The organism is Streptosporangium sp. NBC_01469, from assembly GCF_036227305.1.
GTDB lineage: Bacteria > Actinomycetota > Actinomycetes > Streptosporangiales > Streptosporangiaceae > Streptosporangium.
Genome location: NZ_CP109465.1, coordinates 9888292 through 9914347 on the forward strand (window position 1 = coordinate 9888292; position 26056 = coordinate 9914347).

23 protein-coding genes and 1 tRNA gene are annotated in these 26056 nt (G+C 71.0%); 14 read left to right on the forward strand and 10 right to left on the reverse strand.

Annotation, left to right across the window (positions count from 1 at the left end; genetic code table 11):
* Positions 1–153 precede the first annotated feature (153 nt).
* Positions 154–1167 carry an RNA polymerase subunit sigma-70 gene (locus OG587_RS43145; protein ID WP_329084640.1) on the reverse strand — a complete coding sequence of 338 codons (1014 nt, stop codon included), beginning with the start codon at positions 1165–1167 and terminating at the stop codon, positions 154–156.
* Positions 1168–1409: 242 nt separating this feature from the next.
* On the opposite strand from OG587_RS43145, the gene OG587_RS43150 reads away from it, so the two are divergent.
* Positions 1410–2288: an imine reductase family protein gene (locus OG587_RS43150; protein ID WP_329084641.1), complete on the forward strand. Its 879-nt coding sequence runs from the start codon at positions 1410–1412 to the stop codon at positions 2286–2288.
* A gap of 222 nt (positions 2289–2510) precedes the next feature.
* On the opposite strand, the gene OG587_RS43155 is transcribed toward OG587_RS43150, so the two are convergent.
* On the reverse strand, positions 2511–2711 hold the full coding sequence (locus tag OG587_RS43155; RefSeq protein WP_329084642.1) for a hypothetical protein: 201 nt from the start codon (positions 2709–2711) through the stop codon (positions 2511–2513).
* A gap of 105 nt (positions 2712–2816) precedes the next feature.
* On the opposite strand from OG587_RS43155, the gene OG587_RS43160 reads away from it, so the two are divergent.
* Positions 2817–3020, forward strand: coding sequence for a DUF397 domain-containing protein (locus OG587_RS43160; RefSeq protein ID WP_329084643.1), 204 nt, complete (start codon positions 2817–2819; stop codon positions 3018–3020).
* Here the strand turns inward: OG587_RS43160 and OG587_RS43165 are convergent.
* Both OG587_RS43165 and OG587_RS43170 read right to left on the reverse strand, forming a co-directional pair.
* Positions 3017–4399 (reverse strand): GH39 family glycosyl hydrolase, encoded by a 1383-nt coding sequence (locus OG587_RS43165; RefSeq protein WP_329084644.1) that lies wholly within the window; start codon positions 4397–4399, stop codon positions 3017–3019. The genes OG587_RS43160 and OG587_RS43165 overlap by 4 nt on opposite strands.
* Before the next feature lie 186 nt (positions 4400–4585).
* Positions 4586–5611 (reverse strand): phosphotransferase family protein, encoded by a 1026-nt coding sequence (locus tag OG587_RS43170; RefSeq protein WP_329084645.1) that lies wholly within the window; start codon positions 5609–5611, stop codon positions 4586–4588.
* Between the two features lie 197 nt (positions 5612–5808).
* Between OG587_RS43170 and OG587_RS43175 the strand changes: the two genes are divergently transcribed.
* Positions 5809–6891 (forward strand): GNAT family N-acetyltransferase, encoded by a 1083-nt coding sequence (locus OG587_RS43175; RefSeq protein WP_329084646.1) that lies wholly within the window; start codon positions 5809–5811, stop codon positions 6889–6891.
* Positions 6892–7120: 229 nt separating this feature from the next.
* Here OG587_RS43175 and pdxR read toward each other — a convergent pair whose 3' ends face one another.
* Positions 7121–8521 carry a MocR-like pyridoxine biosynthesis transcription factor PdxR gene (gene pdxR, locus OG587_RS43180; RefSeq protein ID WP_329084647.1) on the reverse strand — a complete coding sequence of 467 codons (1401 nt, stop codon included), beginning with the start codon at positions 8519–8521 and terminating at the stop codon, positions 7121–7123.
* A 67-nt stretch (positions 8522–8588) separates the two neighbouring features.
* On the opposite strand from pdxR, the gene OG587_RS43185 reads away from it, so the two are divergent.
* The 7 genes from OG587_RS43185 (at position 8589) to OG587_RS43215 (ending at position 14901) form a co-directional block, all read left to right on the forward strand.
* Entirely contained in the window at positions 8589–9263 is a 675-nt protein-coding gene (locus OG587_RS43185) for a pyridoxamine 5'-phosphate oxidase family protein (protein WP_329084648.1), read from the forward strand.
* Positions 9264–9376: 113 nt separating this feature from the next.
* Positions 9377–11062 carry a serine/threonine protein kinase gene (locus OG587_RS43190; RefSeq protein ID WP_329084649.1) on the forward strand — a complete coding sequence of 562 codons (1686 nt, stop codon included), beginning with the start codon at positions 9377–9379 and terminating at the stop codon, positions 11060–11062.
* A gap of 34 nt (positions 11063–11096) precedes the next feature.
* Positions 11097–12521, forward strand: coding sequence for a hypothetical protein (locus OG587_RS43195; RefSeq protein WP_329084650.1), 1425 nt, complete (start codon positions 11097–11099; stop codon positions 12519–12521).
* A gap of 55 nt (positions 12522–12576) precedes the next feature.
* Positions 12577–13716: a DUF2510 domain-containing protein gene (locus tag OG587_RS43200; protein ID WP_329084651.1), complete on the forward strand. Its 1140-nt coding sequence runs from the start codon at positions 12577–12579 to the stop codon at positions 13714–13716.
* 22 nt (positions 13717–13738) lie between these two features.
* Entirely contained in the window at positions 13739–14341 is a 603-nt protein-coding gene (orn, locus tag OG587_RS43205) for an oligoribonuclease (protein ID WP_329084652.1), read from the forward strand.
* A gap of 76 nt (positions 14342–14417) precedes the next feature.
* Positions 14418–14493: transfer RNA gene (locus OG587_RS43210), tRNA-His, on the forward strand.
* A gap of 153 nt (positions 14494–14646) precedes the next feature.
* Positions 14647–14901: a helix-turn-helix domain-containing protein gene (locus tag OG587_RS43215; RefSeq protein ID WP_329084653.1), complete on the forward strand. Its 255-nt coding sequence runs from the start codon at positions 14647–14649 to the stop codon at positions 14899–14901.
* Positions 14902–14981: 80 nt separating this feature from the next.
* Here the strand turns inward: OG587_RS43215 and lat are convergent, their stop codons facing one another.
* Positions 14982–16283, reverse strand: coding sequence for an L-lysine 6-transaminase (lat, locus tag OG587_RS43220; protein ID WP_329084654.1), 1302 nt, complete (start codon positions 16281–16283; stop codon positions 14982–14984).
* 252 nt (positions 16284–16535) lie between these two features.
* Here lat and OG587_RS43225 point away from each other — a divergent pair, with 252 nt between their 5' ends.
* Complete coding sequence (locus OG587_RS43225; RefSeq protein WP_329084655.1) at positions 16536–17735, forward strand: M20 metallopeptidase family protein; 1200 nt, start codon at positions 16536–16538, stop codon at positions 17733–17735.
* 68 nt (positions 17736–17803) lie between these two features.
* Here the strand turns inward: OG587_RS43225 and trhA are convergent, their stop codons facing one another.
* The gene (gene trhA / locus OG587_RS43230; RefSeq protein WP_329084656.1) at positions 17804–18472 is read right to left on the reverse strand and encodes a PAQR family membrane homeostasis protein TrhA; all 669 of its coding nucleotides are present in this window, start codon (positions 18470–18472) and stop codon (positions 17804–17806) included.
* 127 nt (positions 18473–18599) lie between these two features.
* Between trhA and OG587_RS43235 the strand changes: the two genes are divergently transcribed.
* The gene (locus OG587_RS43235; protein ID WP_329084657.1) at positions 18600–19469 is read left to right on the forward strand and encodes a spermidine synthase; all 870 of its coding nucleotides are present in this window, start codon (positions 18600–18602) and stop codon (positions 19467–19469) included.
* Between the two features lie 51 nt (positions 19470–19520).
* Here the strand turns inward: OG587_RS43235 and OG587_RS43240 are convergent, their stop codons facing one another.
* Positions 19521–21341, reverse strand: a complete 1821-nt coding sequence (locus OG587_RS43240) for an ATP-binding protein (RefSeq protein WP_329084658.1) — start codon at positions 21339–21341, stop codon at positions 19521–19523.
* A 186-nt stretch (positions 21342–21527) separates the two neighbouring features.
* Between OG587_RS43240 and OG587_RS43245 the strand changes: the two genes are divergently transcribed.
* The gene (locus OG587_RS43245; RefSeq protein ID WP_329084659.1) at positions 21528–22991 is read left to right on the forward strand and encodes a serine hydrolase; all 1464 of its coding nucleotides are present in this window, start codon (positions 21528–21530) and stop codon (positions 22989–22991) included.
* A 121-nt stretch (positions 22992–23112) separates the two neighbouring features.
* Positions 23113–24099: a pirin family protein gene (locus tag OG587_RS43250; protein WP_329084660.1), complete on the forward strand. Its 987-nt coding sequence runs from the start codon at positions 23113–23115 to the stop codon at positions 24097–24099.
* Positions 24100–24283: 184 nt separating this feature from the next.
* Here the strand turns inward: OG587_RS43250 and OG587_RS43255 are convergent, their stop codons facing one another.
* Together OG587_RS43255 and OG587_RS43260 are read right to left on the reverse strand one after the other, a co-directional pair.
* Entirely contained in the window at positions 24284–24868 is a 585-nt protein-coding gene (locus tag OG587_RS43255; protein ID WP_329084661.1) for a superoxide dismutase family protein, read from the reverse strand.
* A gap of 263 nt (positions 24869–25131) precedes the next feature.
* Complete coding sequence (locus OG587_RS43260) at positions 25132–26046, reverse strand: 1-aminocyclopropane-1-carboxylate deaminase/D-cysteine desulfhydrase (protein WP_329084662.1); 915 nt, start codon at positions 26044–26046, stop codon at positions 25132–25134.
* Positions 26047–26056: the final 10 nt, after the last annotated feature.

Below are 26056 nucleotides of genomic sequence, written 5' to 3' on the forward strand. Positions count from 1 at the left end.
CGGCCCAGTTCGGGGTGTTGGTAAGAACCAAGGCCACGCCGCAGGTGCCCGCGATCCGGTACTCAAGGTGTCCACACTTCGGGGAGGGCCCCACGAACTCCACCCTGTTCAGGCCTGCGCCGTCCACCGGTGGCGCGGGGTACCGGCTCGTCGTCAAGCGCGCCCGAGCCGGGTGCTCGTCAAGGTGGACAGCAGCACGGGATCCTGAAGGGATTCGATCCGCGAGACGCCCGGCCTGGTGATGGTGAGCACGTCGAGGGAGTAGGGCCGGTACACGCCATCGTCGCCCCGGACGTACGTGGCGAACGCCGGTCTCCCCTTGTAGGAGGTGCGGACCAGCTTGCAGGCGCCGAACGCGGGACATTCGGTGGCGAGGTAGCGGATGATGGCGTCGCGGCCCGCCAACGTGTCGGGGTCGGGCGGCAGCTCGCACACGACATCGGTGGTGAGCAACCGTGTCAAGGCGGCGAGGTCGCCCTTCTCGAAGGCCGCGACATAGCGGTCGAGCACGTCCCGTTCACACCCGCTACCGGGCTCACCGATGTGGTCGGGCGTGAGAGCCGCCGCGGAGAGCCGCGCCCGCGCCCGCTGCAACACGCTGTTGACCGCGACGCTCGACGTCTCGAGCATTTCGGCCACCTCGACCGCACGAAAGTCCAGCACCTCGCGCAGAATCAGCACTGCTCGCTGCCGTGGTGACAGATGGCGCAAGGCTGCCGCCAGGGCGAGCCGTACCGAGGCCCGGGACTGGACCATCGCGGCCGGGTTGACGGGCTCCACACCGAACACGACCGTGCCCATCGGCTCCGGCCACGCCGATTCCTCAGCTGGTGTCCGTGGGGACCGCGTGACGGCGGGCTGACCGTCCAGGCCGGTTGGCAGGGGCCGACGCCCTCGCGCGTCCAGGGCGGTGAGGCAGACGTTGGTGGCGATGCGGTACAGCCAGGTACGCACCGACGAGCGACCTTCGAAATCGCGGTAGGACCGCCACGCGCGTAGATACGTCTCCTGGACGAGGTCCTCCGCCTCCTCTGCCGAGCCGAGCATGCGGGCACAGTGGACCAGTAGTTCCCGCCGGTAGGTGTCGGTCATGCGGGCGAAGTCGCGGTCCGGCATCGCGATGATGGTCATCGAGCCGGCCTCCCGGCCCAGGTATACGTCGTGCACGCCATGGTCGCCCCCTGGTCCCGACAGCTCCTTTTTCAAGGTAGACCGGCGCGGTGGCCCAAATTCATCGCCCGGGAACCGGTGAATCGCCCGAGTTCGGATGGTCATAACGGTACGGCCGTCAGCACGGAAGGCTGAAGCCTTTTGGGGTGCGGAAACGTCGACACCGACGGAGGAGACGTGTCCGCACCGGGCGTCCGTTACGGCCATCACGGGCCATGAGCGAAAATGCGGGAGAATACATGTCGAATGCGGACCACGCAGGTGTGCGGATCACAGTGATCGGGCTGAACGCGAGGGGCGCGGCCCTGGCCTCGGCACTCGCGGCGGCGGGCAACACCGTGACGGTTTGGGACGAGGCCGGCCAGTCTGACAAGGAGCATGTCGCGGCCGACGCGTCACGAGCCGGTTCCCTGGAGGTGGCGTTCGCGGCCGCGGCGCTGATCATCCTCTGCGTCGAGGACTACGAAGCGGCGCGGCGCATCCTCGAACGTGCCGACCGACATGCGGTCCATGACGTGGTCAACCTCACATCCGGAACGAGCGCGCAGGCCCGCGAGACCGCCACCTGGCTGGTGAACGGCGGCGGCTGTTACCTGGACGGCGCACTGATGGCTCATCCCGAGCACGTCGGCAAGCACGACACAGTGCTCGTCTACAGCGGTTCCGAGGAGGTGTTCAATCGTCACGCAGCAGTACTCGGGCAGTTGGGTGGCGCGACCTACCTCGGGCCGGACGCCGGCACCGCCGCACTCTATGACCTGGCGATGCTCAACTTCGCCTGGGCGACGCTGACCGGCTTCCTGCACACTGTCGCATTGCTGGGAACGGCCCAGGTTCAGGCCAGGACAGTGGCTCCTCTCCTGCAGCACTGGCTGTCGACGACCATCACGGAGGTCATCACTGACTATGCCTGGCAGGTTGACGCGCGTGAGTATCCCGGGGACGAGGAGTGGCTCGAACTGGACGCACCGTTGATGGACCACCTCGTGCACGCCAGCGAGGAACACGGTCTGGACACGGCCCTGCCGCAACTCGTCAGAGCGCTGACATCCAAGGGCATCGCTGCGGGACACGGCAAGGACAGCTATGCCAGCCTGATCGAGATCATGCGCAACTGAAGCTCGTCAGCGTGGCTCTTGATACCGATGGCGCGATCATCTCGTCAGCGGTCGGCGTGGACATCGGCTGCGGAATGGTGGGCCACCGAGACCGCCCTCACCGCCGACGACCTGCCCGGCACGCCGGCCACGCTGATGCCGCCGGTGGAGAAGCGGATTCCGGCCGGTCGGGGATTCCCAAGGGGAGGGCCGCCCGGCACGGTGACGTCGTGGTCAGCCCGGTTACGGCTCATGGCCGCCCGGCGGGCAGGACGGGTTGCACAGCACGTCGACCCAGACATCAGCGACCGGCGCGGTGATCCGCTCGACGGCCTCGGCCGGAAGTACGTCGTCCGTAATGTCGGCCCAGATCATACGTACGGCGGCGGCCAGCGTGACGATACAGGCGCCGCACCGCACGCAGACGCGCACGTCGCCGGGCATGTTCGGAAAAGGCTACGGCCACCTCCGCGCATCCGCGCTGAGCGCGGACGCATCAGTGACGTACATTGAAAATCTGGCCAAAAACCTTAAATGAGGGAGAAAGTCATGGGCCATACTCAGCCCGATCTCACCTGGCGCAAAGCCTCCCTCAGCTCGGCAGAGGGGCAGAACTGCGTCGAGGTCGCGGCACTACCCGGCGGAGAGCAGGCCGTACGGGACTCCAAGAACCCCAGCGGCCCCGTCCTGAGATTCACCCCGGGTCAATGGAACAGCTTCATCAGAGGTGTCAAGGACGGCGAGTTCGACTAGGCTCCCGCGCGCTCGCTCCACCTGACCTCGTACGGCTTGAGCTGGAACTGCCTGCCGTCCACGACGGTGGTGGCGGCGGCGTCGGTGGTGTTGACCATCACGAGCTGGCGCTCCTGGGCCAGGACCCGCACCCGCGCGTTGGAGGAGGCGACCGTCTCCAGCGTGACCCCGAGGGGGAACCACTTGGTGAAGCCGCTCAGGATGCCCGCCATGGGCATCTCGACGCCGGTGTTCGGGTGCCACAGGCAGCCGGGGCAGACCTGGTCGTCACCGGTGGACTTGCGCTGGGGGTTCCAGAAGAGCGAGGTGGTGACGCCGCTGGTGGCGAACTCCATCATCGCGGCGGTGTGGACGGCTGTGCGACGGTCCTCGGCCCAGTCGCCGTTGGTGGGCTCGACGTACCACTCGGCCCACCAGACCGGCAGGTTGCCGCTCTTCTCCTGGAGCCACCTGGTGAGAGCGCCGAACTTGCCCAGGGCGGTGAACTCGTCGGGGAAGGCCCCGGCCTCCTTGGTGACCGAGGCGCCGTCGACGACGATGAAGTCGGCGCCCTTCTTGTTCTCGATCCAGTACCGGACCGCGTCCAGGTCGCGCTGGACGATGCTCCCCCACGGCCCCTGGATCTCCGCTCCCCGCTCGGGGACGGTGGTGCTGCCGACCGACACGTAGGGGCCGCCGACCTTGATGTCCTTGTCGACGGCCTTCAGGGCGTCGTAGACCTTGTTGTACAGCTCGGTGTAGCCCTCGATGTCCCAGCGGTTCTGGGGCGTGTTCCAGAAACCCTTCAGCTCGTTCCAGACCATGAAGTGCTTGACGGTGGGGTAGCGCCTGGCGACGGTCGCCGCGAGCTTGGCGTAGTCGTCGAAGTGCTCGCGCCGGGGCGCGGTCTCCAGCTGCGTCCAGTCGGTCCTGCCCGAGCTGCCGCCCTTCATCCAGTCCGGCGAGCAGCACAGCGTGATGATCGGGAGGGCCTGGGAACCGGACATGAACCTGATCCGGCGGTCGAGGTCGCGGAAGTCGTTCCTGCCCGGCGCCGGTTCGGGGTTGCCCGCGCCCCAGCCCATGATGTGCTGGTTCTGCAGCATCGGGACCCGGCTCAGCATGTGGGAGGCGGCCTCGGTGACCTCACCGCCCTCGTTGTCGGCGCTGAACTCCGTGTGGGTGATGCCCCAGCGCGGCCACTCCTGGAGGGCGGGGGGCGCCTCCAGCACGGGTGCCGCCTGCGTCGGGGCCATCGTCATGCTCTGTCCGCGGGGAACGTCCGGCTTCGCGGCGTAGGCGATGATGCCGACCACGAGTGCCGCCGTCACGATCATCGCCCCCAGTGCGACCGGCCAGGCCGGGCGCCGTCGCTGGTGCCGTCCGTTAGTCGGTATCACCGATTCCTCGATCCTCGCAGGTCAACGAATGTAGCGTTCCACAGCGGCACTGAACGTGACGGTGCCCCCACATGGTTCACAGGCAAGCGTTACCAGCCGCGCCGCCAGCGTATCCGTGGCGGCTTGCATGACGCTTGAAACTTCTACCGCGATTCCCGTCCGGCCTCCAACCGCCGGGGGCCGGATTCAGCCTCCCAGGACCCTCAGTGCCCGGTCGACGAGCGTGGGGACGGCGGCGCCGATGTGCTCGAAGCCCTCGCCGACGGTCTTGCCCTGCCTGAACCTGGCGTGGATGCCCTCCACGATGACGGCGAGCTTGTAGTTGCCGAAGGCCACGTAGAAGTCCAGGTCGGACAGGTCCGCGCCGGAGACCTTGGCGTAGTGGGCGGCGAACTCGCGGGCGGTGAGGAAGCCGGGGGCCACGGTGACGCCCGCCGCGACCGGGACCGAGGCGCGCTCCTCGTCCCCGGGGTCCTGCCAGTAGGTGAGGGTGAGGCCGAGATCGGCCAGGGGGTCGCCGAGCGTGGACATCTCCCAGTCGACGACGGCGAGGATGTCGGGATCCGGGGAGAGCCGCACGAGCGTGTTGTCGAGCCGGTAGTCACCGTGGACCAGCGTCGAGGCGGACCGCGCGGGCAGGCGCTCGCGCAGGCGGGTCACCAGGCGGTCGTACGCGGGCAGCTCTGCGGTCTTCGACCGCTCCCACTGCTGTCCCCAGCGCTCCAGCTGGCGGGCCATGTATCCCTCGGGACGCCCGAAGTCCCCCAGCCCCGCCTCCTCGTAGTCGATCGCGTGGATCTCGGCGAGCACCTCGGCCAGCCGCTCCGACAGCCGCCGGGTCTGGCCGGGGGTGAGCCCCTGGGCGTCCTCCCTGGTCCGCACGGCCGCGCCGTCCACATGCCCCATGAGATAGAAGGGCGCCCCGATCACGTCCAGGTCGTCGCAGAAGGCGACCGGCTCGGGCACCGGGACCGAGGTCGGCGCGAGCGCCGAGATCACCCGCCACTCGCGCCTCATGTCGTGGGCGGTCGGCAGTACGTGCCCGAGCGGCGGGCGGCGCAGCACCAGGCGGCGCCCGGGGGTCTCGACGACGTACGTCAGGTTGGATCTGCCGCCCGCGATCAGGGAGACCCCGGTAGGCTCACCCGCGTCGGGGACATTGGCCGCGATCCATCCGACAAGGTGTGGCCAGTCGATGCCAGGGGTGCTCATAGCCACCAATTAGAACGTCACTCGGGTCAGCGGCGCCAGCCGGGGTCGCCCAATGAGATCCCGAAACGTTGTGATGAGTGCCACCCGCCCTCACTTCCGTCCTTTATCGTTACATTACGTCCCTACCAGCATTCTTGAGCTTTACGGCATCCTTCACAGGATGCCGTAGGGGACCCCGCACACCCCAGTAGGAGCTCATGCGCGTCTCAATTGTTCAGCCCCGTGACCTCGGCCCGGCCGACATCGACCGATGGAGAACCCTCCAGAGCGCCGACCCCGCCTTCGACACCCCGTTCCTGTCGCCGGAGTTCACCGTCACCGTCGGCGCACTCCAGGAACGCGTCCGGGTGGCCGTGCTGCACGACGGGGCGGACGTGGTGGGATTCTTCCCCTTCGAGCGCCATCCGATGGGCATCGGCATGCCCGTCGCCGCGGGCCTGACCGACGCGCAGGGGCTGGTGCACGCCAAGGACGTGGAGATCGACGCGCAGCGGCTGATCAGGGCATGCGGCCTGGCCGTCTACGAGTTCGACCACCTGGTCTCCGGGCAGCCGCTGCTCCAGCCGGGGCACAGCAGGCACCCCTCGCCGATCATCGATCTGCGCGACGGCTTCGAGCCGTACATCGAGACGATCAAGGTGACCTCCGGCAAGACCTACCGCTCGACGGCGTACAAGAGCCGCAAGCTCCAGCGCGACGTCGGGCCGCTCCGGCACGACTACGCCACCACCGACCTGGCGCCGCTGCGCACGCTGCTCGGCTGGAAGACCGAGCAGTACCGCCGCACCGGCCGCACCGACCGGTTCGCCCGGCCGTGGATCGTGGAGCTGGTCGAACGCTTCCTCGCCACCGACACCGAGCACTTCGGCGGGGTCCTCGACATGCTGTACGCGGACGGGCGGCCGGTCGCCGGGCACTTCGGGCTGCGCACCGGCACCACCCTCGCGGGCTGGTTCCCCGCCTACGACACCTCCTTCGCGAAGTACTCCCCCGGCCTGATCCACCACCTGGCCATGGCCGAGAAGGCCGCCGACGCCGGGATCGAGGTCATCGACATGGGCCGCGGCGAGAAGGAGTACAAGGAGAAGCTCAAGAACGGCGAGTACGAGGTCGCGGAGGGCCGGGTCGCCCGGCTGAGCCCCGGTGCCGGGGTCCACTGGATGCTGCGGGTGCCGGTGCGCAAGGCGCGTGGCACGGTCCTGGCCAACCCGCTCCTGCGTACCACCGCCGACCGCGCGCTCAAGACGTTCGGCCGCCTGCGAACATCCCTGCAAGCGTGATCCGATCCGCCGCGGCGTGGGAACGGTCCTTCCACGCCGCGGCGGATCCGGTGACAGGCCGGCGGGGCCGATAACAGGAGGGTCCGGCGGGCTTTGGGGGCCGATGCCGTGATTCGCCCGGCGCCTGGATGCCCGCGGGCGCGCGGAGACCGTTCCCACGATCCGCCCGGCGGGCTTCGACGGCCGTTCTCGTGATCCGCCCGGCGGGCTCGGACGACCGGTCAGCCGATCAGCCGATCAGTTCGGCGACCACCGAGACACCCCGCCTGACGTCGGCCCGCGACGCGGAGCCGTAGCCGATCACCAGGCCGTGCCGCAGCCTCGGCCCGTGGTAGTGGCGGGCCATCGAGTCGAGCAGCACGCCCCGGGCGCGGGCGGCCTCGACCAGGGGCGCGACCGCGTGCTCCGGCAGCTCCACCATGACGTGCAGGCCCGCGGTGTCGCCCGTGACCCTGGATCCGAGGATGTCGACCACCACGGCGCGGCGGCGCGCGTACTCCAGGCGCATCCGTCGCAGGTGCCGGTCCAGGTCCCCCTTCTCCAGGAGCACCGCCACCGCCTGCTGGGCCGGGCCGCCCGTACGGTCGGCCAGGGCGTCCCTGGTCACGGCGAGGGCTTCGACGAAGCTCGGGCGGGCGACCAGCCAGCCGACGCCGATGTCGGGCGTCAGGGCCTTGCTCAGACTGCCCAGCAGCACCACCTGCCCGGGGTCGAGGCCGTGGAGGGCGGGCAGCGGGGCGACGTCGTAGCGGAACTCGGCGTCGTAGTCGTCCTCCACGACGATCGCGCCGGTGCGGCGGGCCCAGGCCAGGAGGCGCTCCCTGCGCGGGATGGGCAGGCGCCCGCCGAGGGGGTACTGGTGGGCGGGGGTGGTGTACAGGACGCGCAGGTCGTCGGGGAGGCCGTCCACGACGACGCCGTCCTCGTCGACCGGGCAGGGCACGATCTCGGCGCCCCGCCCGGCGAAGACGTTCCTGGCGACGCGGTAGCCGGGTTCCTCGACACCCGCCCGGTCACCGGGCCGCAGGAGGGTGGCGGCGACCAGGTCGAGCCCGTTTCCGGTCCCCCGGGTGACCATGACGTTCTCCGGCCCGACGGGGATCGCCCTGGTCCTGCGGAGGTGGTCGGCCAGCGCGGCTCGCAGCCTCGGCAGGCCGCGGGGGTCGGGGTCGCTCGCCGGCGGCAGGTCGGCCGCTCCCCGCCAGGCCCTGCGCCAGGCCGCCCTGTCGTAGTCGTGGACCCACGGCTGCCCCGGGCGCAGGTCGATCACGCCCGGCCCGTGCCCGTTCCCGTATCCGTTCACGGGCACCGTGAGCGGGACGGGGACGGACGCGGGTTCCCGCCGGCCCTTCTCCCCCTCGGGGGGAAGCGCCATGTCGGCCACGTAGGTGCCCGAGCCGTGACGTCCTTCGAGCCAGCCCTCCGCGTACAGCTGCTGGTAGGCCTCGGTGACGACGGTGCGGCTGACCGCGAGCCGGCGGGCGAGGGCGCGGGTGGAGGGCAGGCGCTCCCCGGAGGTGAGGGTGCCGCCGCGCATGGCGTCCCTGAGACGGTCGCCGAGCTGGACGGCGAGCGCCGTACCGGCCCCGCGGTCCACCGATACGGGCAGGTCGACGAAGGAGCGCGGCAAAGTGGTCTCCTGTAAGAGCATGGGAGTGGACGTGTTCCCGATATCCACTTCTCCCTAGATTAGTGCCATGCTCTCTACGACTCCCCGTACCACCCTCAAGCGCGCGAAGGACAGGGGCAGAACCTCCCGCGAGGATCTGTACGCGGTGCTGGACGCCGGGCTGGTCTGCCACCTGGGCATCGTGACCGGCGGCTCCCCCATGGTCGTCCCCACCGGCTATGGCCGGATCGGCGACACCCTCTACCTGCACGGTTCCACCGGCGCGGCCTCCCTGCGCGACGCGGAGGAGGTCTGCGTCACGGTGACCCACGTGGACGGCGTCGTGCTGGCCCGCTCGTCCTTCCACCACTCGCTCAACTACCGCTCCGCCATGGTCTACGGCCGCCCCCGCCGGGTGGAGGACGCCGAGGAGCGCCTGGCCGGGCTGCGGGCGATCACCGAGCAGCTCGCCCCCGGCCAGTGGGACGCCACCCGCAGGCCCACCGGCAAGGAGCTCGCCGCGACCATGGTGCTCGCCCTCTCCCTCGACGAGGCGTCGGTGAAGGTGCGCCAGGGCCCGCCGGTCGACGACGAGGAGGACTACGGGCGGCCGATCTGGGCCGGGGTCCTGCCGCTCCACCAGGTCTGGGGAACCCCCGAGCCCGACCCCGCGCTGACCTGGGACCTGGCCGTGCCCGAGCACATCGCGTCGCGAACCATGCCCGCTGCCGGGATCGGGCCGCTTATAGCGGATAACCGCTGATCAGCTCCACCCTGTGAGACTGATTCACGGTTAATGAGCGGAATGCGGTTATCTATCGCTAGGCTACGCTCCGTCTGTTATGGGTGGGGGCCCTGACAACTGAGGAGACCGTTATGTACGGCACGCCGTCGGCCTGGCGAGTCCCCGGATACACCGAGATCCGCGAGTTGGGCGCCGGTGCGGCCGGGCGTGTGGTGATGGCTCGGCACGACGCCGACGACATCGTGGTGGCGATCAAGTATCTGTCCGACGAGCTCAGGAGCGACGTCGGGTTCGTGGCGCGCTTCCGGCACGAGGCGAGGGTGCTCAACACCCTGAACAGCCCGCACTCCGTCCGGCTGTACGACTACGTCGAGACCGGCGACGGCGCGGCCATCGTCATGGAGCTGGTCAACGGCGTCGCCCTGCGGACGTTGCTGCGCTCGGAGGGGCCGACCGGCCCCGAGGCGGCGCTGCTCGTGCTCAAGGGCTCGCTCCTGGGGCTCGCCGCCGCGCACTCGGCGGGCGTGGTGCACCGCGACTTCAAGCCCGAGAACGTGATGGTGGGGGCCGACGGGAGGAGCAAGCTCGTCGACTTCGGCATCGCGGTCCGCTCCGGCGACGGCGACACCCCGGCGGGCACGCCGCCCTACATGGCTCCCGAGCAGTGGGTGGGCGGACCCGCGGGGCCCGCCACCGACGTCTACGCCGCCACCATCGTGTTCTTCGAGTGCCTGACCGGCACCCGTCCCTTCCGGGCCACGAACATCGCCGCACTGGCCCGCCAGCACCAGGTCATGCCACCGCCGATCGAGGAGGTGCCCTCCGCTCTGCAGGGGCTGGTCGAGCGCGGCCTGGCCAAGCACCCGGCCGACCGGCCGCCGACCGCCAGCGCGTTCCTCACCGAGCTCGAGGCGGTGGCCGCCGACGCCTACGGCCCCGACTGGCAGGAGCGCGGCCGGCGCCGCCTGGCCGGGATCGCCGGGCTGCTGGCCGCGATGTTCCCGATGGACACGCCCGTCCCCGGAGCCGACACCTCGCTGGCCATGACCGAGCTCGACGGCGACGACGGCGGGGGGAGGACCTCCTCGGTCAGCAGGCTGAGCGTCAAGATCCTCGTCGGCGTCGGCTGCATCGCGGTGATCGGCGGGCTGACCGCGGTGCTGGTCGGCTCCGGCGACCCCACGGAGATCCAGTCGCAGAGTTCCGTCACCTCGCAGAGCCCGACCCCCTCGGACCCGCTGGAGACGCTCGTCCCCGAGGACGAGACCGACGAGATCGACGAGCCGGTGGAGGAGTCGCCGTCCGCGGGCACGCCCACCCCGACGCCGACCCCGAGCACCACCGCCAGCTCGGGCCTCCCGCCCGTGGCGCCCACCGCGACGTCGGCGGCCGCGACGCCCACACCGTCGGCGAGGCCCACCAGAAGGCCCACCACCCGGCCGACGAGGACACCGACGCAGAAGCCGCCGTCCACGACCCCCACCGCGGAGGAGAGCACCACCCTGGACGACAGCCCCCGCGACCCCGGCCGTCCCACGACCAGGCCGCCGTCGACCGCCCCGACCCAGCCCACGACCGCCCCGACGTCCTCTCCCACCCAGCCGACGGAGCCGTCTCCCAGCTCGGAGCCCACTCCCACCGAGACGGGTCCCTCCTCACCGGGTACCGAGACTCCCAAGCTCACCGCCTCGCCCCTGCCGCCCGTCGAGGCGACCCCCGCGGCGTTCCTCGCCCTGGGCCTGGTGACCAGTGGTGCCGTACCGTTCACACTGGCCGTCAAGCGCGGCCTGACGGGACGGCACCGGAAACGCCGGTAGACAGGGGAACGATCGCGATCATGAACACCGACCCATGAGCACCGATCGCGGAGGCGTCGCCGGGTTCCGGCTGACCGGCCGTACCTGGGCGGACGATCTGGGGATCTGGTCGTCGGCCGTCGCGGCCGACGGACGGCCGGGGAGCGCCCTCAGGTTCGATCCGCGGCTGGTCGCCGATCCCGCGGCGCGCGAGCGACTGGTCGCGGCCGTGCTCGCCGACCGCAGGCTCGCGCAGAGCGGCATGACCGGGCTGATCCCGGTCGCCGACCTCATCACGGCCCGGGACGAGGTCTGGCTGATCACCTCGGAGCCGACCGGCCCGACGGTGGGCGACCTGCTCTCGCCCGGATCGCCCGGGTCGCCCCGGCCCGACGCGGGCAGCGCGGCCACCGTCCTGGTGGAGACCGCGCAGGCGCTGCTCGCCGTGCACGCCTCCGGGCTCGCCCACGGGGAGCTCCACCCGGGCACCGTGGTGATCGCCCCGGACGGGTCGGCACTGCTCGCGGAGCGGGGGCTCGCCGACGCCCTGCTCGGCCGCCCTCCCGCGCCGGAACGTGACGTGGCGGCCTGGGCGTCGCTCGCCCGGGGGCTGGCGGCGACCTGGGCCTCGGGCGACCGCGGGGCCGCCGGGCTGCTGGAGAGGGCGGCGGCGACGGCCTCCATCAGAGGGCTCGCTCCCGCGCGCGACGCGCTGCTCGCCGGGCGCGACGTCCTGCCGCCCGGATTCACCACCCGCGACAGGCTCGTGGAGACCCTGCACCGGTGGCCGGCGCACGACGCGCCCGCCCCGGGCGGGCATCCGGCCCCCGCGCGGTCCGCCCCCGACGAGGGGGAGATCGTCACCCTGCTGCACGTCCCGAGGGCCGGTGATCCGCACGCACCGGGGACCGGCGACCGGCGCGGGTCCGAGGATGTGATCATGCGGTTCGGTCCCGGGGTGCCCTCGGAGACCACGGCCGCCCAGCTCTGGCGGGCCGGCCGGGACCAGCAGCGGACCGAGATGTCCTCCGGCGGACTCGGCGCAGGTGCGGCCCCTCGCGCGCGTCGCAGGCGCGGCCGTACGATCCTCGCCTCGGCGATCCTCGCGCTGATGATCGTGGGCGCGCTGGCGCTCTGGCTGTTCCGGGGCCCGGCGACGCCCCTGGAGGTGACGAAGGTGGACATCAGCGCCCCGAAGAAGGCGCAGGGGTGCGACACGACGGTCAAGATCACCGGCGTGCTGTCCACCAACGGCGCGGGCGGGGAGGTCCGCTACCAGTGGAAGCGGAGCGACCGCGAGCAGCCGATCACGCAGACCGACCACATCCCGTCCGGGACGGCCTCGCACGAGGTGAGCCTGGAGTGGACGGTCAAGGGCGAGGGAAATTTCAAGGGAACCGCCACCCTGATGCTGCTCTCCCCGCTCCCCGACGGGGAGAAGCTCCAGGACAGAGCCACCTTCACCTATAAATGTTCATGAGTGATCACCAAGGTCCACAATGCGGCACAAAGCCGTTCTTACTACTCTGGCGGCCATGACCACGCAGACCCCTCCCGGCTGGTATCCCGACCCCTACGGCTCGCCGCTGCTGCGGTGGTGGGACGGCACTCAGTGGACCGACGCCACCCATCAGACGGACGCTCCCGCCGGACAGGGCACGGAACGGGGGCCGCAGACCGGCCCCTCCCCCCAGCCGCACCTCGCGGGATCGGGCCCTCAGCAGATGGGATCGCCCCCCGCACCCGAAGGACCCCACGGGGTGGGTCCCACCGGCCGGTGGGCCCAGCAGGGCGCGCACCAGCAGGGCCCGCCGGGACCGGCGGGCACGGGACAGCCGCAGTGGGGCGGGCCGCCGAACGGCAACACGGCGCAGATGCCCCTCCCGCCCTACGACGGCTACCCGTCCGGGCCGCCACCGCGCAAGAGCGGCCCCCTCCCGTGGATCCTGGGTGGCGGCGGTGTGCTGATCCTGATCGTGGTGATCGTGGTCGCCGCGATGTACCTGGTCAATCCCGATCGCACGAACACCGCGGGCGAGTCCACCGCGCCCCGGACGCCACCTCCCACGGCGAGCCTGGAGCCCAGCCAGGAGCCGACTCCCGAGACGACCCCCGCGCCCTCGGGGAGCGCGCCGCCCCAGGCGGTGGACGGGCGCGTCACGGACCCGGTGACCGGCCTGTCGTACGAGATGCCCGAAGGCCCCTGGAAGGTGCCCCCCAGCGTCGGCGGCGGGCTCGGGTTCGTCTGGAGCAGCGCGGCCGTCGCCGTCGCCCAGGAGAACTTCGACGGCAGGGGCGGCGACTGGCTCGGCAACGTGCTGACCGGCGAGCTTCCCGACCAGTACGGCTACCAGGGCGTCGGCAGCCTGCGTTCGGCCGCCGCGACGCTGCTGCAGGTCGTGGAACCCGCCTTCTACAGCCCCCCGCACACCCGGAAGATCGTCGAGGACAAGGCCGTCAAGGTCGGCGGCAAGGACGCCTGGCTGCTCGTCTTCGACCTGGACTTCTCCGAGCAGGCCAAGGCCAACGGCTGGAAGTGGAAGCGGGAGCGGGCCGCGTTCGTGATCGTCGACCGTGGTGAGAACACCCGTCCGGCGCTGGCCTACGTCTCCGTACCGGACAATCTCGACATATCTATAGCAGACAAGGTGATCAAGTCATTCAAGCTCCCATGAAGTGAGTACTACCCTGAGGGCTATGAGTGACCTGCTGGTCTGGATCGACTGTGAGATGACCGGGCTCGACCTTGGCCGTGACGCGCTTGTCGAGGTGGCCTGCGTGGTCACCGACGGCGAGCTGAATCAGCTTGACGAGGGTGTGGACGTGGTCATCAAGCCCCCGCCCGAGTCCCTTGAGCAGATGTCGGAGGTGGTGCGGGAGATGCACACCGCCTCCGGCCTGCTGGACGCGCTGGAGGGCGGTGTCACGCTGGCCGAGGCCGAGTCCATGGTGCTCGAATACATCAGGAGTCACGTCCGGGAGCCGAAGAAGGCCCCGCTGTGCGGCAACTCCATCTCCACGGACCGGTCGTTCATCTCCCGTGACATGCCCGCCGTGGACGGGTTCCTGCACTACCGGATGATCGACGTCTCCTCGGTGAAGGAGCTGGCCCGCCGCTGGTACCCCCGGGTCTACTTCGCCTCGCCCGAGAAGCAGGGCGGCCACCGGGCGCTGGCCGACATCGTCGAGAGCATCCGGGAGCTGCGCTACTACCGCGCGGCGGTCTTCGTGCCCCAGCCGGGCCCCGATTCCGCCACCGCCAGGGAGTTGGCCGAGGGCGTGTCCACGCACAGGTCTTGAGCGTTTCACGAGAAACCCGGTACGAAACGACTCCCAAAGACCGCTACACTTTTCATGTGCTGCTACGGCGGCGATGGTGGGTGTAGCTCAGTTGGCAGAGCGCTAGGTTGTGGTCCTAGATGCCGGGGGTTCAAGTCCCCTCACTCACCCCACGAGAACGGCCGGTCCCCAGGGACCGGCCGTTCTGCATTTCCAGCCCCACTACCCACCAAAAGTGGATATTGCAGGTTATGCTCGCTGCTATCGCTACGCCGTTAGGATCGGGGGTTTCGGCGACCTGACCGTGTTGCAGCCACGGAGGCCGGATGAGAGTCGACGATGCCCCGTTCGACGCAGAGCCCAGAGTCGTGACGGGTCTGAGCAGGCGTGAGACCGAGGTCATGGAACTGATCGCGACGGGTCGCTCCAACGGGCAGATCGCCCAGCACCTGTTCCTGAGTGAGAAGACCGTGAAGAACCATGTGAACCGGATATACGCCAAACTCGGCGTCGACTCACGGGTCACCGCGATCGACCTGTGGCTGGAACGGGCCGCGCGCGAGGAACCTCGGCACTACTAGCGCCCCCGGCACCTCGCGTGCCGAGGGTCAGTGGACGGAGAGGCCGCCGTGACCTCGGCACCACTGGCGCCCCGGCACCGCTAGGCGGAGAGCCGCAGGCAGCGGGAGGCCTCCAGGGCGCGGACAATGGCGGACGTGCCCTCCTCCAGCTCCTCCGAGGTGATCGAGAGCGCCGGGCGCAACCGTACCGACCGCTCGCCGCAGGGCAGGACCAGCACGCCCTCCTCCTCCCTGAGCCGGGCCACCAGGAGATCGCGCTCCACGGCGTCCGGCAGGTCGAAGGCGCACATCAAACCGCGCCCGCGCGCGTTCTCCGCCAGGTCGGGGAAGCGCTCCTGGATCTCCAGCAGGGCCGCGAGGAGCTCGGCGCCGAGCCTGCCCGCGCGCGGGATCAGGCCGTCGCGCTCCACGATCTCCAGTATCCGGCGGGACCGGACCATGTCGACCAGCCCGCCGCCCCAGGTGGAGTTGATCCTGCCGCTGACCTGGAAGACGTTGCCTGGCACCGTGTCGACCCTGCGGCCCGCCATGATCCCGCCCACCTGGACCTTCTTGGCGAAGGCCACGATGTCGGGACGCAGGCCCAGCTGCTGGTGCGCCCAGGGGGTTCCGGTGGTCCCCGCGCCGGTCTGCACCTCGTCCATGATGAGGAGGGCGTCGTGCTCGTGGCAGAGCCGTTCCATCGCGAGCAGGAACTCCGCCCGCATGTGGTTGTCGCCGCCCTCGCCCTGGATGGGCTCGGCGATGAAGCAGGCGATGTCGTGGGGGTGGCGCTCGAAGGCCGCCCGCGCCGCGGCCAGGGAGCGCTCCTCGGCCGCCTCGACGTCGCCGAGGTGGATCGCGGGCACCTCGATCCTGGGCCAGTCGAACTTCGGGAAGCGGTCGGTCTTGATCGGATCGGTGTTCGTCAGCGAGAGCGTGTAGCCGCTGCGCCCGTGGAAGGCGCGGGTGAGGTGGAGGACCTTGGTACCGAGCTCCGGGGAGTGCCCCCGCGAGGTGTTGAGGCCGCTCTTCCAGTCGAAGGCGCACTTGAGCGCGTTCTCCACGGCGAGGGCGCCGCCTTCCACGAAGAACAGGTGCGGCAGCTCGGGGTCGCCGAGCACCCGGGCGAACGTCTCGGCGAAGTCGGCGAGGTGGACGGTGTAGAGATCGGAGTTGGCGGGCTTGTTCGCGGCGACCCTGCCGAGCAGCGCCAGGAACTCCGGATCGTCGTCGAACGGGTTCACCCCGAGGGGCGCCGAGGCGAAGAAGGTGTAGAAGTCCAGGTAACTCCGGCCGGTACGGGCGTCGACGAGCCGGGAACCCCGGCTCCGTTCCAGGTCCAGCACGAGCCGATAGCCGTCGACGAGCAGATGACGGGCGAGACGGCCATGAACGTCCATGTCCCCTCCACGGTGATCCGAGAAGATGATCCCCCGTCATTGACACATCTACACGGAGACATTACGCCTTGAGACCGATTCTTGTGAAGATTTTCTTGCGCACCCGTGGCCCGAGCGTGAATATCCGGACCGTGCGGCCCGGCCTTCCGGTATGACCGTTCACCTTCCCGGGGATCACCCCCACCGAGACCACAAGCCGGTCAAATCGGCCTATCGTGCGGTAAGGCAGTATGACCGCCAGGAGGAAGCCCGATGTCCCTTCGCGAATCCGCAGCCGACATGCGCGACGAGCTGGTCCGTCTCCGCCACGCCCTGCACCGGGAGCCCGAACTGGGCCTCGACCTGCCACGCACGCAGGAGAAGGTGCTGACCGCGCTGTCGGGCCTGCCCCTGGAGGTACGGCTCGGCACGGGACTGAGCTCGATCACCGCCGTGCTGCGCGGTTCCCTGCCTGGCCCGACCGTGCTGCTCAGGGGGGACATGGACGCCCTGCCGGTCTCCGAGCGCGGCGACGCGGCGATCACCTCGCGGACGGCCGGACTGATGCACGCCTGCGGTCACGACCTGCACACCACCATGCTGGCGGGCGCGGCGCACCTGCTGTCCGCCGGGCGCGACCGGCTCGCGGGGAACGTGGTCTTCATGTTCCAGCCCGGCGAGGAGGGCCCCGGCGGCGCGAAGATCATGATCGACGAGGGCGTGCTGGACGTGACGGGCGAGCGCCCGGTCGCGGCCTACGCCCTGCACGTGATCAGCTCGATGCTCCCCCAGGGCGTCTTCGTGACCAGGGGCGGCCCGATCATGGCCGCCGCGGACAGGTTCACGGTGACCGTGCGCGGCGCCGGGGGCCACGGAGCCTCGCCGCACCGCGCCAGGGACCCGATCCCCGCGGCGTGCGAGATGGTGACCGCGCTGCAGACCATGGTGACGCGCGGTTTCGACGTGTTCGACCCCGTGGTCGTCACCGTCGGCAGCTTCCACGCGGGCAGCGCCGACAACGTGATCCCCGAGGAGGCCCGCTTCGAGGCCACGATCCGGTCGTTCTCGTCCGCCGCGCACGCACGAGTCCAGGAACGGGCGGTGACCCTGGTGAAGGGCATCGCGGCGGCGCACGGGCTGGAGGTGGACGCCGACTACGAGGTGAGCTACCCGGTCACGGTCAACGACGGCGCCGAGGCCGGCTTCGTGGGCTCGGCCATCCGCGAGGTCTACGGCGAGCGGCGCTTCTTCGAGGCCCCCCAGCCGTTCACCGGCTCCGAGGACTTCTCGTTCGTCTGCGACCAGGTGCCGTCGGCCTTCGTGGCACTCGGCGCCTGCCCGGCGGACGTCGATCCGGGCCGGGCCGCCTACAACCACGCCCCCGAGGCCAGGTTCGACGACGCGGTGCTGCCCGACGGGGCCGCGCTCTACGCCGAGCTCGCCACCCGGCGCCTCGCCCTCGCCGCGAGCTGAGCGGGCCGGGCAAGCGGGACGGGGCGGCACAGGCGGCCGGTCCGTGCGCTACGGAGCCCGCCGGGGTGTCACACCGCCGCGTGGACCACCAGCGAGACCGCCACGTACTGCGCCAGGTAGGCGGCGACGGTGAAGGCGTGGAAGACCTCGTGGAAGCCGAACCATCGGGGGGAGGGGTCGGGCCTGCGCATGCCGTACACGACCCCTCCCGCCGTGTAGAGCACCCCGCCGAGGAAGAGCAGGGCCACCGCGGCCACCCCCGCGCCCGCCACGAGCTGGGGCAGCACGAAGACGGCCGTCCAGCCGAGGCCGATGTAGAGCGCGGTCGAGAGCCACCGGGGAGCGCCGATCCACAGCACCCGGAAGAGGACCCCGGCGATCGCGCCGGTCCAGATCACACCGAGCACCACCGCACTGGCCGCCCCGTCCAGGGCGAGCAGCGCGAACGGGGTGTAGGTGCCCGCGATGATCAGGTAGATGTTGGCGTGGTCGAGGCGCCGGAGCACCTCCTCCAGGCGCGGGGAGAGCGTCCCCCGGTGGTAGGTGGCCGAGATGCCGAAGAGCAGGCCGGAGGTGATCGCGTAGATCGCGGCGGCGACCCTCGCCTCCACGGTGGGCCCCAGCGTGACCAGGACGAACCCCGCGACGAGCGCCACGGGCAGCGCCCCGGCGTGCAACCAGCCGCGAAGGCGGGGCTTGACGGACTCTGCGCGCGTTTCGGCGAGGATCGGGGCCATGAACCTACGGTAGCGTAAGTTACGCGGCCGTAGGTTGTGATCTGCCCTACACGGACGCGAACCGGTCGCGACTGCGCATATGGTTTCCCCCTCGGGTTCACATCGTGCGGAACCTCGGGTTCACATCATGGAGAAGAGGACCGAACCGATGGGCAGGCGGGAAGCGCGGGAGCCGATGCCGGGACGGTATCCGGTGACCTTCGGCGAGGTCGATCTCCTGCAGGACCTCGACCGGCCCTCCGGCTGGGTGGTCTCCAAGGACGGCGTGCCACAGTCGTACGTCGACCTCGACGACGCCACCTACCTCGACTTCGAGTACGTCCGGCTGATGGCCGACGTCATCGACCTCCTCGGCGAGGGCCCGCTGGACGCCGTGCACGTGGGCGGCTGCGCCTGCACCCTGCCCCGCTACGTCGCGGCGACCCGTCCCGGGTCCCGGCAGATCGTCGCCGAGCCGGACGAGGGGCTCGTCCAGCTCGTCAGGGACCAGCTCCGGCTGAAGTCGGTACCCCGGCTCAAGGTCAGGATCCTCGACGGCCGCACCGCCACCGCCGGACTCGGCGACGCCTCGGCCGACCTGCTCGTGCTGGACGCCTTCAGCGGCGCCACGATGCCGATCGAGCTGGCCACCTCCGAGTACATGGGGGACGTCGCCCGCGTCCTGCGCGCGGACGGCACCGTGCTGATCAACGTCGCCGACGGCAAGGGGCTGGCCTTCACCCGCCGGGTGCTCGCCACCGTCCGCGGCACCTTCCCCCGGGTGGTGCTGCTCGCCGAACCCGGCGTCATGCGGGGACGCCGCTTCGGCAACCTCATCGTCGCCGCCTCCCGCCTGCCCCTGCCCGTCTCCGACCTGACCCGGAGGGCCGCGGGCGGTCTCACACAGGCCCGCTGCGTGTACGGCGAGGACATCGTCAACTTCATCGCCGGAGCCCGTCCCCTGAACGACGGCGACGCCGTGGTCATCCCCGTCCCCCCGCCCGCGGTCTTCGGCTGACCCGCCGGCCCGTCAGTCCGGCCCATCGGTCCGGCCCATCGGTCCGGCCCGTCAGCCCGGCGCGGGAACCCAGGCGCTGACCAGGGTGCCCTCGCCGGGCGTCGAGGAGACGTCGAGGCCGCCGCCGAGCGCGGCCATCCGGTCGGCCAGCGCGCCCAGGCTCCCGCGGCCGGGCGCACCCCGCTCGAAGCCCACTCCGTCGTCGGAGACCGCGACCCGCAGGCGCCCGTCCGACCAGGCCAGCCGTACCTCGATCCTGGAGGCCTCGGCGTGCTTGAGCGCGTTGGCGACGGCCTCGCTGACCGTGAAGTACAGGGCTCCCTCGATCTCGTCGGGGAAGCGCCGCGAGCGGAGCGCCGGATCGGCCGTCACGGTCGTGGCCACCGGCAGCCGCGAGCAGCGCTCCTCGACCGCCTCCGCCAGGCCGCCCTGGCTGAGCACGGACGGGTGGATGCCCGCCGCCAGCTCCCGCAGGTCGGTGAGGGTCTGACGGGCCTGCTCGCGCAGGAGCGCCAGGCTGCCGGAGCCGCCGCCGGTGGCGCGGGCCAGCTCCAGCCCCGCGATCAGCGCGACGAGCTGCTGCTGCGCCCCGTCGTGGATGTTGCGCTCGATCCGCCGCCGCTCGGCCTCCTGCGCGTTGACCAGGCGTGCCGCCAGCCCCGCGCTCTGGATCGCCAGCCCGATCGGCACCGCGAGCGAGCCGAGCAGCCTGCGGTCCTCGGCGTTGAAGCGCCCCGCGACCTTGGGGCCGCAGGCGATGTGCCCCAGCCCCGCCGGGACGGTGAGCACCGCCTCGCCGTCCTCCCTGCCCGCCACCACCCGCGTGCCGTCCGCGAGCGTCACGGCGGCCCAACGCGTCTCCAGGCCCGCCCGTACGGCCCCCGCCAGCCTTCCCAGCTGCTCCACAGGCTCCGCCTCCTCCAGCCTCGGCCCGAGCTCTGTCAGGAGCTCGTCCACCGTCGGCCTGAGGTCGAAGATCAGGAAGAGCCTGGAGCCCCTGATCCCCACCCGGATGTCGAGCAGGTTGTGGCGGAACACGACGGTGGCGATCACCGCGGGCAGCGCGGCCACCGCCGTCACGACGCCGATCCAGCTCACCGCCTGACCCGCCTGCCCGAAGATCGGCACCACCACGGAGCTGCCCAGGGTGGTCATCGCCCCGACGATCATCCAGCGGAGGCGGCGGCGCTCGACGAGGGGGCCGCGCCGCCCGCGCTGTACGAGGGAGACCAGCACCGACAGCGCCACGAGGAAGACCGTCAGCTGCCCGAGCCCGCCCACGAACGCGGCGAGCAGCCCGGCCGCGCCTTCGAGCCCCAGCGGGTTGCCGTGTGGGAAGGCCGAGGCGTACACCTCGTCGGGGCTCAGCAGAACACCCAGCCAGTGAAGGAAAACCGCCACCCCGGCGATCCAGACGACCGGGCGCCAGCGCGGCGAGGGCAACCTGCCGTCCGGGAAGATCAGCGGGACGAACACCCAGTTCAGACCGTAGAAAACGGTGAACAGCGAGATCAGTGCCGCGGCGGCCACGGCGAGCGGGCCGTGAGAGTCCCCGTACCTCACCATGACGCCCACGCCGAGGCAGCCGAGGCCGAGGCAGACGGCACTGACCAGCAACAGCCAGCCGTAGGAGTTGTCGGGGCGCCTGACCGCGATGAGCAGGCCGACCGACGGCAGGATCACGCAGGCCGAGATGAACAGCCACTGGCTGAACGGCACGGGCATGCCGACCTCCAGCAGGCCGCCCGCGACGATCCCGGCCACCGACACCGCGGCCATGGAGGCGGCCAGGGCGCGGAACGGGGCGGTCGACGTCGGCGAGCCCGGCGGTGACGCGGGTGCCGGAGCGGTTCGGGAGGCCGTGGACGTCATGGGACGTAGGGTGACCTGCCGCGGGCTCCCCCGTCCAGGGGGTTGTCCACACATCGTGTGCGGTTCGCCGCACCCGCAAGGGGGAGGACCGCCGGGTGTCGCGAGGCTGGAGCGCCTTCTAGTTTCGGATGAGGGCCATCGGGGAGGTGGCCGCAACGCCCGGAGAACATCCGAAGGAGCATTTCTATGCGGTTGCCGTTCCGATCGAAGCACCTGCTGGCCCTCGCCGTCGCCGTCACGGCGGTTCCGGCGACGATCCTGCCACTGGCCGTCCCCGCGTCGGCGGTCACGGCCGGGGCGGCCGGGGTGGTCGCCACGGGAGCGGTCACAGCCGGGACGGCCGGGGCCGAGGCGGTCACCACGGGAGCGGTCACCACGGGGGCGACCACGGCCGGGAGACCTCTCGCCGAGCCGGAGATCCCGGACAGCCCCGCCGGCCGGCAGCTGCGCTGGTTCCTCGGCGCGCCGGACCGGGCACCGCTGGCGGAGAGCGAGCTCGGGGAGCGTTTCAACTCCGGCTACCTCTCGTCGCTGACGGCCAACGGCCTCAACGCCTTCCTTGCGTCGGCGAAGGGATTCCGACTGGAGAAGCTGACCAGGGAGACGCCGTCCTCGCTGGCCGGGATCGGGGCGATCGGCGAGCAGGCGTTCGTCCTGCAGCTCGGCGTGGACGGTGACGGGAAGATCAACCTGCTCGGCCTGACGCCCCCCGCGCCCCCCGTACCCGCCGCTCCCAAGAGCTGGAAGCAGCTCGACACCCGACTCCGCGAGGTCGCCCCCAGGGTGGGCTTCCTGGCCGCCGAGATCGACTCGCGGGGCAGGTGCGACGTCGCGCACGCCGTGGCGCCGGACACGGTCCGTCCGATCGGCTCGATCTTCAAGCTGTACGTGCTGGGCGCCGTGGCCGAGAAGATCCGCGACGGCGGGCTGCGCTGGAACACCAAGCTCACGATCAAGCCCGAGTGGAAGAGCGTGGGCGAGGACGGGCTGACGAGCCGCCCCGACGGCAGCACCACCACGGTCAGGGAGGCCGCCAAGCTGATGATCTCGATCAGCGACAACACCGCCACCGACATCCTGATCCACACGGTCGGCCGCAAGGCCGTGGAGGCCAAGGTACGGCGGTGGTCGAGCCATCCCGAGCGGAACATCCCCCTCCTCACCACGCGCGAGATCTTCCTGCTCAAGGGCGTGAACCACCCCACCCAGGCCCGCGCCTACCTGGCGCTCGACACCGCCGGCAAGCGCGCCTACCTGAAGGACACGGTCGCCAAGCAGTCGCTGTCGGACATCGTGCTCTGGACCAAGCCCAGGGAGATCGACACCGTGGAGTGGTTCGGCTCGCCCCGCGACGTCTGCCGCGCCTACGCCGGGCTCCTGAAGCTGGGTGGCAAGGAGGTGAGCGCGGTGATGTCGGCCAACGACCTCGGGCTCGGGCTCGACAGGAAGAAGTGGCCGGTGGTCTGGGCCAAGGGCGGCTCCGAGATGGGGGTCTTCGACCTGTCGTACCTGGCCCGCTCCGCCGGGGGGAGGACCTACGTCGTGACCGCGCTGACCAGCGACCCCGCCGGCGCCCTGGACGAGCGGGTCATGACTCCCGAGCTGATCTCACTGAGCCGGGGCGGCTTCGCGCTGGCCGGCCGGAAGTAGTCCGGCCGATCGGGTTCGCCGTCGAGGCCGTGGCACTTCGTTGCCACGGCCTCGCCTGTCATGGAATAGTTGAAACATCAACTGAGTTATCACCGGCGAACATCGCAGGAAGGAATCCAAGATGCCCGCCGTGACCGTAGAGAACCCGCTGACCCTGCCTCGCCTGCCGCAGCCGCTGAACGCGACCCGCGAGCGCCAGGTGCTGGCCGTCACCACCGCGCCGAGCGGATTCGAGGGAGAGGGCTTCCCGGTCCGCAAGGCACTCGCGACGATCAAGTCCCAGTATCTCGACCCGTTCATCATGATGGACCAGATGGGCGAGGTCGACTACGCGCCGGGCGAGCCCAAGGGCACTCCCTGGCACCCGCACCGGGGCTTCGAGACCGTCACCTACATGATCGACGGCGTGATGGACCACGCCGACTCGCACGGCGGCGGCGGCACGATCTCCGACGGCGACACCCAATGGATGACGGCCGGCGGCGGCATCCTGCACAAGGAGGCTCCCCCGGAGTGGCTGGTCGCCAAGGGCGGCCTGTTCCACGGGATCCAGCTCTGGGTCAACCTGCCGGGCAGCGAGAAGATGGTCGCGCCGAAGTATCAGGACATCGGCAGGACCAACGTCGTCCTGCTCAGCAGCCACGACGGCGGCGCGCTGGTCCGCCTCATCGCGGGCGAGGTCGGCGGGTTCACCGGACCCGGTTCCACCCGGACGCCGATCACCCTGCTGCACGCCTCCCTCAGCCCCGGTTCCCAGCTGACGCTCCCCTGGCGCAAGGACTTCAACGCGCTCGCGTACGTCCTGTCGGGACGCGGCACCGCCGGCGGCGACCGGCAGCCGATCGAGTCGGGCCAGCTGGCCGTCTTCGACGGCTTCGGCAGCCTTCCCGGGCTGGGCACCGACGGCGAGACCATCACGCTCTCGGCGGCCGGCACGCAGGAGAGCCGCAGCCCCAACCTGGAGGTCATCGTGCTCGGCGGTCGCCCGATCGGCGAGCCGGTCGCGCACTACGGGCCGTTCGTGATGAACACCCAGGCGGAGCTGGCCAAGGCGTTCGAGGACTACCAGGCGGGCCGTCTCGGCACCATCCCCGCCGGCCACGCCTGATCGCGAACCCCACGATCCGGTGCCGGGATCCGGCGTCCGACCCCGAGCGGAGACGTCGGGGCCGGGGACGCCGTGGCCCCGGCCACCCCTGATCGCGAGGCACGCGGCCTGACACCGGCGTCGGCGCGGCGGAGACGTCGCGGCCGGGAACGCCGTGGACCCGGCCGCGGGCCCGCTGCCGGGGCTAGCGCTCGGTGAGGGTGACGCAGGCGACGCGGGGACCGGCGACGCCGGCCTCGGCACCGGCGGTGCGGGTGGGCTCGGCGTGGATCACGAGCGACCGGGGCAGCCGCCCGGGGACGAGCGCCCAGTCCTGGGTGGCGGTCGCGGTGGCGTCGCCCCGGGCGTCGGTGGTGAAGTCGAGCCAGACCTCGTTCTCGGCGTTCGCGTGGGTGTGGGAGTGCTGGTAGTGCGGCCCGGCGTCCTCCGGTTTGAAACCGCACGCGTTGACGTGCAGGTGCGCCCCGTACGTGCGCCCGGGGAGCATACCCTTGACGCTTACCGTGGCGGTGGCGAGCACCGCCCCCGACTCCACGGTGACCCGCGCCGAGGCTCTGGGCGGCACCAGCACGGTGTCGTAGACGATGGCGGAGGCGCGTGGCGCGGGGCGGGTGAACGTGCCGCCCCCGGCGAGGCGGATCTCGCGGGCGCCCGGGGTGGTGATCGACCCGGCGCTCGGATCGTGCCCGGCCGGATGGGGTGCGGCGACCTGCTCACCACAGCCCGCGCAGAGCAGGGCGACGGCGGCGAGAACTCCCAGAATGCGCATCCACGATCTCCTTGACCGGGCCGGAGAAGAGCAGCGCCCACCATATCGAGTAATTGTACGACCACGCTCGGTATTGACCACTCCCGGCCACGCCACCCCGGAGATCCGCGACAGGGAGGCCGGGAGGCGTCCGCGCCGCGCGCGGAAAGGTCAGAAGCACGGACAGGGCCGGGAAGGCCCATCGGTATCGGCCTTCGCGGGGCGGGAGGCCGGAAGCGCGGCGAAGGCGGGCGGAGAAGGCGGGACCGTCCCCATCGGACCGGTCACGACAGGGCCACCTTCATCGGGCCCGTCACGACGGCGACGACCGTGGTGTCCCCGGGGAAGACCCCGCGTTCCACCAGGGTGAAGACTCCCCACATCATCTTCGCCACGTAGACCCGGTCGAGCGACATCCCGTGCCGGTGGGCGAAGTCGTCGGCGAACGCGTCCAGTTCGGGGCCGCGCCTGGCGTAGCCCCCGGCGTGGAAATCGCACTCGACCGTCCAGTTGGCCGACACCTCGCCGTAGGTGGCGACCTGGAGCCCGGCGACGACGTCGGCCAGGAACCGCCCTCCCCGCAGGACGGAGAAGCCCAGTGCCCGTTGACCGGTGGCCAGCCCGGCGGCGATGCCCGCGAGCGTGCCTCCGGTGCCGACGGGGCAGCAGACGACGTCGAACGGTACGCCGATCTCCCCGGGGAGTTCGGCGCAGCCGCGGACGGCCTGCTCGTTGCTGCCGCCCTCGGGCAGCAGGTAGAACCGGCCGAACTCCCGGCGGAGCTCCTCGACGACGGGCGCGGTGTCCTTGACGCGGTAGGTGGCGCGGTCCAGGTAGACCAGCCGCATCCCCGCGCCCGCGGCGAAGGCCAGGACCTCGTTGAGCGGCAGGTGCTCCTCGCCCCGGATGACGCCGACGGTCCGGAACCCGAAGCGGGCCCCGGCCGCGGCGACGGCCCGCACGTGGTTGGAGTAGGCGCCGCCGAAGGTCAGCAGGGTCTCGTGGCCCAGCTCGGCGGCCCGCGCCAGGTTGTACTTGAGCTTGCGCCACTTGTTGCCCGGCAGGAGGGGGTGGATCAGGTCGTCGCGCTTCAGGATCACGCGTACGCCCGCGCGGGCGAGCCGGGGGTCGTCGAGCTCCACGAGGGGCGAGGACGGCGTCCGGTCGAACTCCCGCCGTATGTGTCCGGGGTCACCCATGATCGGCGGA